Genomic DNA, 9,190 nt, shown 5'->3' on the forward strand with positions numbered 1-9,190 from the left:
GAAACCTCTCACCCTCCCACCGCTTCGCGGCGGGCCCCTCCCTCTCTCAAAGAGAGAGGGTTACTTTAAGCCCCCTTCGCCCAGCCCTTGGCCACATACGCCGCCGCCACCGCCTCGGCGATCTTGATGCCGTCCACGCCGGCCGAGAGGATGCCCCCGGCATAGCCCGCGCCTTCGCCGGCCGGGAACAGGCCGGCGGTGTTGAGGCTCTGGCCGTCCTTGCCGCGCGTGATGCGGATCGGCGAGGAGGTGCGGGTTTCGACCCCGGTCATCAGCACGTCCGGATGATCGTAGCCGGCGATCTGGCGGCCGAAGACGGGCAGGGCCTCGCGCATGGCCTCCAGCACGAACGGCGGCAGGCATTCGGCGAGGTCCGTCATCTTGATCCCCGGCTTGTAGGACGGAGAGACCTCGCCCAGCGCTTCCGAAGCCCGGCCGGCCAGGAAGTCGCCGACCTTCTGGGCCGGGGCCTTGTAGTCGCCGCCGCCGGCGGTGAAGGCCAGGGACTCCCACTTGCGCTGGAACTCGACGCCGGCCAGCGGATGGCCCGGATAGTCGCGCTCGGGATCGATGGCCACCACGAAGCCGGAGTTGGCGTTGCGCTCGTTGCGCGAATACTGGCTCATGCCGTTGGTCACGACCCGGTTCGGCTCCGAGGTCGCCGCCACCACCGTACCGCCGGGGCACATGCAGAAACTGTAGACCGTGCGGCCGTTGGAGCAGTGGTGCGACAGGCTGTAGTCGGCCGCGCCCAGGTCCGGATGGCCGGCGCAGGCCCCGAACCGCGCCTTGTCCATCCACGACTGTGGGTGCTCGATGCGCACGCCGATCGAGAACGGCTTGGCCTCGATGTGGACGCCGCGGTCATGCAGGACCTCGAAGGTGTCGCGGGCGCTGTGGCCCACGGCCAGCACCACGTGCTCGGTCTCCAGATACTCCCCGGTCGACAGGCGCAGGCCCTTCAGCCTGCGGGCACCGTCTTCGGCGGTCTCGATGTCGAAATCCTCGACCCGATGCTGCCAGCGGTATTCGCCGCCCAGGCTCTCGATCAGGGCGCGGATGTTCTCGACCATGTGCACCAGGCGGAAGGTGCCGATGTGCGGGTGGGCCTCGGTCAGGATCTCTTCGGGCGCGCCGGCGGCGACGAACTCCTCAAGCACCTTGCGGCCCAGGAAGCGCGGATCCTTGATCTGGCTGTAGAGCTTGCCGTCCGAGAAGGTGCCAGCGCCGCCTTCGCCGAACTGGACGTTGGACTCCGGGTTCAGCTCGCTCTTGCGCCACAGGGCCCAGGTGTCCTTGGTGCGCTCGCGCACCACCTTGCCGCGGTCGAGGATGATCGGCTTGAAGCCCATCTGGGCCAGGATCAGCCCGGCGAACAGACCGCAGGGACCGGCCCCGATCACCACCGGACGCGGGCCGTCGAAGCCCTCCGGCGCGCGGACGGGGAATCGATAGTCGGTGTCGGGCGTCGGCCGCACCTGGTGGTCGGCGGCGAAGCGCGCCAGCACGGCGGCCTCGTCGCGCAGGGCGACGTCCACCGTGTAGATCATCAGGATCGCCGACTTCTTGCGCGCGTCGTGGGCCCGCCGCCAGAGCTTGACCTCCAGCAGGTCGGCCGGATCGATCCCCAGGCGCGCGCAAATGGCCGGAGCCATGGCCTCCGGCGGATGGTCCAGGGGCAGCTTCAGTTCGGAAAGACGCAGCATGGGCGCGGGTTTAGCGGGTTGGAGGCCGCATTTCCATCATTCCCTACCCATCAGGATAACGGGTTCCCTCCCCCTTGATGGGGGAGGGGCAGGGGTGGGGGTGGCTGCAGCGCTTGAAGCCGCGCACGGCCGCCAACCCAGCAGGTCACCCCCATCCCCGACCCTTCCCCCATCAAGGGGGAAGGGAGTTCACGCGACCCTAAACCGCCAGCCGCTTCAGCCGCTCGCGCAGTTCGATCAGCTCCGGCAGCGGGGTGTCGAGCTTGCAGAAGAACTGCTCGGCCACCTCCAGCGCCTTGTCGCGCATGGCGTCGCCCGCGTCGGTCAGCGAGACGATCACCCGCCGTTCGTCCTGCGGGTCGCGGCCGCGGGCGATCAGGCCGGCGGTCTCCAGGCGCTTGAGCAGGGGGGTGAGGGTGCTGGACTCCAGGTCCAGCGCCTCGCCCACCTCGCCGACCGTGCGCGGGCTCTTCTCCCACAGCACCAGCAGGGCCAGGTACTGCGGATAGGTGATGCCCAGCGCGTCGAGCAGCGGCCGGTAGAGGCGCGTCACCCGGTTGGCGGCGCTGTAGAGCGCGAAGCAGAGCTGGCGATCGAGGCGCAAGACCTCGACCGCGTCATGCTTGGATATTTCGGCTTCCGAACTCATGCGGCCTTTACGCTGAGGGCGACGTCGATGTTGCCGCGGGTGGCGTTGGAATAGGGGCAGACCTGGTGCGCCGTGGCAACCAGGGCTTCGGCCGCTTCCTGCGAAAGCCCTTGGGTCTCGACTTCCAGGGCGACCTCGAGCTTGAAGCCGACTTCCTGGGCGGCGAGGCCGACGACGCCGGTGACGGTCGAGCCGGTCAGCGGGATCTTCTGCTGGCGGGCCACGAAGGCCATGGCGCTCTGGAAGCAGGCGGCGTAGCCGGCCGCGAACAGCTGCTCGGGATTGGTGCCGTCCTCCTTGCCGCCCAGGGCCTTGGGCATGGCCAGGCGCACGTCCAGCAGGCCGTCGGCGCTGCGGACGCCGCCTTCGCGGCCGCCGGTGGCCGTGGCGCGGGTTTGGTAGAGAGTGCTCATCGGGTTCGCTCCTGCGATTGAATTGGTGAGTACGATTTAATCGCGCGCGATATAAAAACAAGAGCGACGCCGTCGATTTTTTCGTGCGCTTGCTTTTGGCCGCCGGCGCGGGTCAGCCTCGCCCTCGTCGAATGACGGGGAGGGGACATGAGATCCTGGTTTCTGAAGGCGGGCCTGGCGGCCGCCGTCGCGCTGGCCGGCCCCGCCTTGGCGCAAACGGGGAGGGCGACGCTCGACACCGCCGACGTCGATCTCTTCTACCGCCTCTATGACCAGACCGGCGGCCATCCCAGCGCCGAGCAGCTGCAGAGCCGCTATATCGACGCCGGCTCGCCGGGTCTGCGCACCTTCTTCGAGGCCCGCCGCACGACCGCGACCCGCCTGGCCGAGACCATCGCCGCCCGGCCCGAACTCTACAGCCGCGCCCGCGACTGCGCCGCGACCCTGCCGCGGGTGAAGGGCCGGGTCGATACGGCCCTGGCCAGGTTCGCGGTCCTTTATCCGCAAGCGCGCGTTCCCTCGGTGACGCTCGCCGTCGGGCGCGGCAAGCCGATCGCCATCGGCAGCCCGGTCACCGGCGTGCAGGTGGGGCTGGAGGCGCTGTGCACGGTGGACTTCATCGATCCCGATCCGGAGAGCCGCTTCGTCGGCGTGCTGATCCACGAATACGCCCACGCCCAGCAGAACCCGCTGCTGACCGAGAAGCAGCAGCCGACCGTCCTGGAAAGCGCCCTCGTCGAGGGCGGGGCCGAGTTCGTCACCCAGCTGCTGCTGGGCCGCCCGGCCTATGTCTATTTCGGGCCGCTGACCAAGGGCCGCGAGCGCGAGATCGAGACCGCTTTCGCCGCCGATCTCGACAAGACCGACCTGTCGGCCTGGTTCTACAATTCCACGCTCGAGAAGCCCGCCGACCTCGGCTACTGGGTCGGCTACCGCATCGCCAAGGCCTATTACGACAAGGCCCCGGACAAGCAGGCGGCGCTGCGCGAGATCCTCACGGTCTCGGACGCCCACGCCTTCCTGGCCGCCAGCGGCTGGACGCCGGGCATGGACCTGAAGTGAGGGCTTAGGCCGCCCAGGCGGCGGCGAAGCGCTTCAGCTGCGAGCGGGCGGCGCTTTCGTGGACGGTTCCGGTGCGCTCCAGGCGCAGGAAGAGGTCGCCGGCCGGATGGGCGCCGCGCGCGGGCAGGCCCTGGCCGTTGAGACGCACCAGGCCCCGCTCGGCGGCCTTGGTCGAGATCCACACGGTGCGCGGGCCGATGATCGTGTCCAGCTCCACGCGGCCGCCCTCGGCCAGCACCTGGGCGTCCAGCTGTACGGTCAGCCACAGGTCGTGGCTGCGCACCAGGGCGGCGGGATCGGCCTTGATGCGCACGGTCAGCAGGGTGTCGCCGACGCGTACGGTGTCGCGCTGGCGAAGGCCCGCGGGCAGGGTCAGGCGCAGGCGGCGATCGCCGATCCGGGCCTCCAGCGCGCCGCCGGAAAAGGCGAAGGCCGCGTCGATGTCCAGGCAGGCCTGGCTCGGCATGGCCGGGGTCTCGACGGTGGCGGGCGGAAAGCCCATGGGCGCGGGCGCATCCACGCCCTGCAGCATGCGATAGGCCGCCAGCACGTCGCGGAACAGGACCGCGTCGCCGCCCGGACGGTCCGGGTGGGCGCGCTTGGCCGCCTCGCGATAGGCTGCGCGCAGCTCGCGCTCGTCGGCGCCGGGCGCGACGCCCAGAATGGCGCGGGCGGCGGAAAGGGACAGGGAAGGGGCCGAGGCGGCGGTCATGCCGCGACCCTCGCGCGGACTTGGTCAACGCGGGGTTAAGTTAAGACTTTCGGTCAGCTCCGTGCGGCGATCAGCGCCAGGCTTCCGAACATCACGACCATCACGGTGACCATGCCGATGACCAGCCAGGAACCGCTGCGCTTGTGCCAGGTGATGGGCACATGGGTGGAGGGGCCCTCGGTCCGCGCCCTCAGCGCCCAGCGCTTGACCTCCTGCATCGCCGCGACCACGCCGGCAACGAAGGCGCCGCCATAGATCAGGATGCAGCTCAACCAGTCGAGCAGACCCTCCGGCGGCCTTGTCCGCAGCCTGTCGACGAGCCAGAAGGCGCTGATCGTCATCCAGAGCATGAACGGGATCCAGGCGAGGCGGGCGCGGGTTGCTAGCGTCATGCGGCGAAACTGAGGGGCGCGTAAGTGTCGGTCAAGCATGGTCCCCCGCCGCGCGGGGGCCTATATCGAGGTCATGACCGACGCGCCGCTGATCCCCGCCTCGCCCAGCGAGGACGACTACGTCTCTCAGGTGACCAACGCGACCCCCCCGCCGCTGCTGCCGGAGGGCGATCCGATCCACCTGTTCGGCGAGTGGCTGGCCGAGGCCGGCAAGTCCGAGCCCAACGATCCCAACGCCATGACCGTCTCGACGGTCGACGCCGAAGGCATGCCCGACTCGCGCATGGTGCTGCTGAAGGAGGTCGATTCCAGAGGGTTCGTCTTCTACACCAACCTGGAAAGCGCCAAGGGCGTGGAGCTGGCCGCCAATCCCAAGGCCGCCCTGCTGTTCCACTGGAAGTCGCTGCGCCGCCAGGTGCGGGTGCGCGGGACCGTCGAGCGGGTCAGCGAGGCCGAAGCCGACGCCTATTTCGCCAGCCGCGCCCGCCACAGCCAGCTGGGCGCCTGGGCCAGCGACCAGTCGCGGCCGCTGCCCGACCGCCTGGCCCTGGAGCGCCGCGTGGCCGAGATGGGCCTCAAGCTCGGCCTGATCGGCAAGGTGCCGCGCCCGTCGCATTGGTCGGGCTTCCGCATCGTACCGCAGGTCATCGAGTTCTGGCGTGACCGTCCGTTCCGCCTGCACGAGCGCCTGGTCTACGACCGCGTCGACGGCGCCTGGACGACCAGGCGGCTGTTCCCCTGAGCTGAGCCTCAGTATCCCGAGCAGCGCTCGGCGTAGTTCGGGTCGATGTCGTGGTCGGCCAGGATGCAGGCCAACTGGCCGACGCGATCGCGCGTCAGCCGCGCGGCCAGCGCCTCGGTCGAGGCCTTGGGCCAGGCAAGCGGGGCGAAGGCCAGCCAGGCGTCGCGATAGGCGATCCAGGCCCGCTCGGTCTCGCGCACGCCCTCGCGGGTGATCTCGCCGAGCTGTCCCGGCCCCCGGGGCGGAAGCTCGCCCATGGCCACGGCGTACACGCGGTTGAGACTGCTGTCGTATTCGCGATGCTCGCCCAAGCCGGTGACGCGGGCCGCGCCCGACAGCTGTTCCAACTGCTCGACATGGACGTCGCGGATGTCTTCCGAGATCCGCAGCGGAACGCCCCGGTTCATGGCGCCGGGCGGGGCCTCGTTGGCCTGCCGCACCTCGACGAACCGCGCCTCGGCCGCGTTCAGCGCCGCGTAGGCCTTGCGGGCCGCCGGCGAGAAGCCCCGCGTCAGCACCGCCAGCTTCGCGGCGCGCACCGGCTGCGCCTCGTGCGCCAGGCAGACGGGAGCGGAGACGTTGGACGAGCCGGGAACCACGTCGCGGCAGTAATCGAAGGGCTCGTCCGCTGGTCCGCCCCGGCGACGGACGTCCAGCGCCTGCACCAGGTTGTCATTGTCGACCGGCGCGCCCCAGACGGCGCAGGCCATGTGCAGGGCCAAGTCCAGGTTCTTCTTCGCGCCCCGACCGTTGGCGTAGATGGTCATCAGCATGCCGGCGCCGGCGAACGGCTCGTACTGCTTTTCGCCGGTCTTCATTTCCAGGATCGCGCACTGGCGGGCCTTGACCGGGTCTGGCGTCATGCCGATCCCATAGTACAGCGCCTCGGACGAGCAGCCCTTCAGCGCCTGGGCGGTCGCCGCGTCGGGAACGTCCTGTGGCGGCGGGGCGCGGTCGCGCACGGCCCGGCACAGGGCCTGGCTCTTGGCGAACTGCGGATCGCCGTAGTTGCGGCCGTCCGGTTCGCCGAAATAGCCGTCCTGGGCGGCGAACCCGCACAGGGCCAGCGCGGCCAGGGCGAGAGCCCCGGCGATCGCGATCTTCGTCAGCATGGCTTCCCCTCCAGCGCCCCAAGACGGTCGGCGCCGCCAGCCTAAGGCGGCGACGGTCGTTCGTCATGGCGACCCTACTTGGTCGCGTAGCGCGCCAGGAAGGTCTCGACGGCGTCCTCGGCGATCTGGTTCACCGGCCGGTCGGGCTGCACGTCGTCGCCGGCCGACAGGCCCAGCACCAGGGTGGCGTGGTCGAGCATGCCCATCAGCTGGCCGGCCGCCCAGGAGGGCTTGTCGACCTTGAGGTCGCCGGACGCGGTCAGTTCCTTGACCACCTGGATGGCCGCCCCGCCCAGCGACTCGCGGGCCGCGCCCAGGAAGTGGTCGGCCACCCCCTCGAAGCGCCTTCGTTCGGCGGTCACCATCCGGAACATCGCCCGCGTCTCCGGCGTGGCGAAGAAGGTGGCGTAGGCGCGGGAGAGGGCGGTGAGCCGCGCGCGGGCGTCGCCGACCGCATTGGCGCTTTCGCGCACCGGCTCGGCCATGCTCCGTACGCTGTCGACGACGACGGTGCGGAACAGCTCGGCCTTGCTTGGGAAGTAGGCATAGAGCGTGGCGGTCGAGACGCCCGCGGCGCGGGCTACCGATTCCATGCCCGCGTCGGCGTAGCCTTCCTTGAGGAAGATCTCGCGCGCCGCCGCCAGGATCTCGGCCTTCTTGTGCTCGGAGCGCTTCAGGCCGGAGCCGATGAGCATGGTGGCCTCAACATCAGACTGTGGTTATCAAACGCTACTATCGTCTAAGTAGATGTAGCAAGCGTCCGCGAGGACTTGCAGCGAACTTTGCGCTATGGGACGCCCCGGCGCCGCCGATCGGGGCGGGCGAAGACGAGGTTGGACGGCGTGATCAAGGACGCGGAAGCGGCGCGCGAACAGGAAATCGCGGCCTGGCTCGGCGCGAAGGCCGACCAGACGATCGAGACCTCGTGCGCTCGGGTGTTCCTGGTGGGCGAGTCCGCCTTCAAGGTGAAGCGGCCGGTCGATTTCGGCTTCCTCGACTATTCGACCCTGGAGCTGCGCCGCTGGTCGCTGCAGCGCGAGCTTTCCTTCAACCGCGCCGCCGCCCCCGACATCTATCGCGCCGTGCGCCAGCTGACCCGGTCGGCCGACGGCGGCATCGAGATCGACGGCCAGGGCGAGGTCGTCGAGTACGCGCTCGAGATGCGCCGCTTCGACGGCGAGGCCGTGCTGGCCTCCCAGCCCTGGGCCATCGACGACGCCCTGGAGGAATCGCTGGGCCGCACCATCGCCCAGTTCCACGCCGGCGCCGCGCTGCGGCCGCAGGGCGGCGGCGTCTCGGCCCTGGGCTACACCATCGCCTCCAACGCCAACCTGCTGCGGGGCCTGGCTTCACGCTTGGGTGGGCAAGCCGTCGAGCGGCTGGTCGAGGAGACGGATCTCGCCCTCAAGCGCCTGGGCCCGCAGCTCGACGCCCGCGCGGCCGAGGGCTTCGCCCGCCACTGCCACGGCGATCTGCACCTGGGGAACATCCTGATCGAGGACGGCAAGCCGATCCTCTTCGACTGCATCGAGTTCAACGACGCCCTGTCGGACATCGACGTGCAGTACGATCTGGCCTTCCTGCTGATGGACCTGGACTTCCGCCGCCGGCGCGACGCCGCCGGCCGGGTGCTGAACGCCTATCTCGACGAGGCCGCCCGCACCTTCGGCGAGGGGCTGTGGACGGGCCTTGCCGCCCTGCCGCTGATGCTCAGCGTCCGCGCCGCCGTGCGCACCCACGTCTGGGCCTATACCGGCGACGACGAGGCCGCTCGCGCCTATCTGGCCACGGCCATCGAGCACCTGGCGCCCAAGCCGGTCAGCCTGGTGGCCACCGGCGGCCTGTCGGGCTCGGGCAAGTCGACCTTCGCCCGCGTCTGCGCGCCGGGCCTGGGCGCGGCCCCCGGGGCGGTGGTGCTGCGCACCGACGAGATCCGCAAGCGCCTGTGGAACGCGCCGACCCTGCAGCGCCTGCCCAAGGAGGCCTATACCTCCGAGGTCAGCGACAAGGTCTATGACGAGCTGTTCCGCGACGCCGAACTGGTGCTGCGGGCCGGCCGCTCGGTGGTGGTCGACGCGGTCTTCATCAAGCCCGAGCAGCGCGCCCGCGCTGAAGCGCTCGCGAAAAAGCTCGACGTCGCCTTCCAGGGCGTCTGGCTGGAAGCCCCGGCCGAAGTCCTCCGCGCCCGCGTCGCCGCCCGCGTCAACGACGCCTCCGACGCCGACGTCGCCGTGCTGGAAAGCCAGCTGGTGCGCGATACGGGGGAGATCGACTGGCGCCGCGTCGACACGGTCAGCGCGTTCGAGGACGAGGCTCGGGCGTTGGCCGAGCAGATGGGGTAATTCCCTCTCCCCTTGCGGGAGAGGGTGGCCTCGCGGAGCGAGGTCGGGTGAGGGGTCTCT

10 protein-coding genes are annotated in these 9,190 nt (G+C 70.1%); 3 read left to right on the plus strand and 7 right to left on the minus strand.

Features of this window, described 5'->3' with window-relative positions; translation table 11 throughout:
• Positions 1-65 precede the first annotated feature (65 nt).
• From DMC18_RS22095 to DMC18_RS22105, 3 genes are all read right to left on the minus strand, one after another.
• On the minus strand, positions 66-1,706 hold the full coding sequence (locus DMC18_RS22095; RefSeq protein WP_110117956.1) for an NAD(P)/FAD-dependent oxidoreductase: 1,641 nt from the start codon (positions 1,704-1,706) through the stop codon (positions 66-68).
• Positions 1,707-1,905: 199 nt separating this feature from the next.
• Complete coding sequence (locus DMC18_RS22100; protein ID WP_110118052.1) at positions 1,906-2,355, minus strand: MarR family winged helix-turn-helix transcriptional regulator; 450 nt, start codon at positions 2,353-2,355, stop codon at positions 1,906-1,908.
• The gene (locus DMC18_RS22105; protein ID WP_110118053.1) at positions 2,352-2,768 is read right to left on the minus strand and encodes an organic hydroperoxide resistance protein; all 417 of its coding nucleotides are present in this window, start codon (positions 2,766-2,768) and stop codon (positions 2,352-2,354) included. The genes DMC18_RS22100 and DMC18_RS22105 overlap by 4 nt, the downstream gene beginning before the upstream one ends.
• A 147-nt stretch (positions 2,769-2,915) precedes the next feature.
• Between DMC18_RS22105 and DMC18_RS22110 the strand changes: the two genes are divergently transcribed.
• Positions 2,916-3,830, plus strand: a complete 915-nt coding sequence (locus DMC18_RS22110) for a DUF2268 domain-containing putative Zn-dependent protease (protein ID WP_110118054.1) — start codon at positions 2,916-2,918, stop codon at positions 3,828-3,830.
• A gap of 4 nt (positions 3,831-3,834) precedes the next feature.
• On the opposite strand, the gene DMC18_RS22115 is transcribed toward DMC18_RS22110, so the two are convergent.
• Together DMC18_RS22115 and DMC18_RS22120 are read right to left on the minus strand one after the other, a co-directional pair.
• Positions 3,835-4,542, minus strand: coding sequence for a DnaJ C-terminal domain-containing protein (locus DMC18_RS22115; RefSeq protein WP_110118055.1), 708 nt, complete (start codon positions 4,540-4,542; stop codon positions 3,835-3,837).
• 53 nt (positions 4,543-4,595) lie between these two features.
• A complete protein-coding gene (locus DMC18_RS22120) occupies positions 4,596-4,934 on the minus strand; it encodes a hypothetical protein (RefSeq protein ID WP_146218171.1) in 339 nt (112 codons plus the stop codon).
• A gap of 73 nt (positions 4,935-5,007) precedes the next feature.
• On the opposite strand from DMC18_RS22120, the gene pdxH reads away from it, so the two are divergent.
• Positions 5,008-5,676 (plus strand): pyridoxamine 5'-phosphate oxidase, encoded by a 669-nt coding sequence (gene pdxH / locus DMC18_RS22125; protein ID WP_110118059.1) that lies wholly within the window; start codon positions 5,008-5,010, stop codon positions 5,674-5,676.
• Positions 5,677-5,684: 8 nt separating this feature from the next.
• On the opposite strand, the gene DMC18_RS22130 is transcribed toward pdxH, so the two are convergent.
• Positions 5,685-6,788 (minus strand): lysozyme inhibitor LprI family protein, encoded by a 1,104-nt coding sequence (locus tag DMC18_RS22130; RefSeq protein ID WP_110118057.1) that lies wholly within the window; start codon positions 6,786-6,788, stop codon positions 5,685-5,687.
• A gap of 74 nt (positions 6,789-6,862) precedes the next feature.
• Positions 6,863-7,483 carry a TetR/AcrR family transcriptional regulator gene (locus DMC18_RS22135; RefSeq protein ID WP_110118058.1) on the minus strand — a complete coding sequence of 207 codons (621 nt, stop codon included), beginning with the start codon at positions 7,481-7,483 and terminating at the stop codon, positions 6,863-6,865.
• A gap of 147 nt (positions 7,484-7,630) precedes the next feature.
• Here DMC18_RS22135 and DMC18_RS22140 point away from each other — a divergent pair, with 147 nt between their 5' ends.
• Positions 7,631-9,130 carry a bifunctional aminoglycoside phosphotransferase/ATP-binding protein gene (locus DMC18_RS22140; protein ID WP_110118060.1) on the plus strand — a complete coding sequence of 500 codons (1,500 nt, stop codon included), beginning with the start codon at positions 7,631-7,633 and terminating at the stop codon, positions 9,128-9,130.
• Positions 9,131-9,190: the final 60 nt, after the last annotated feature.

The sequence above is a fragment of the Caulobacter sp. D5 genome (assembly GCF_003185805.1).
Lineage (GTDB): Bacteria > Pseudomonadota > Alphaproteobacteria > Caulobacterales > Caulobacteraceae > Caulobacter.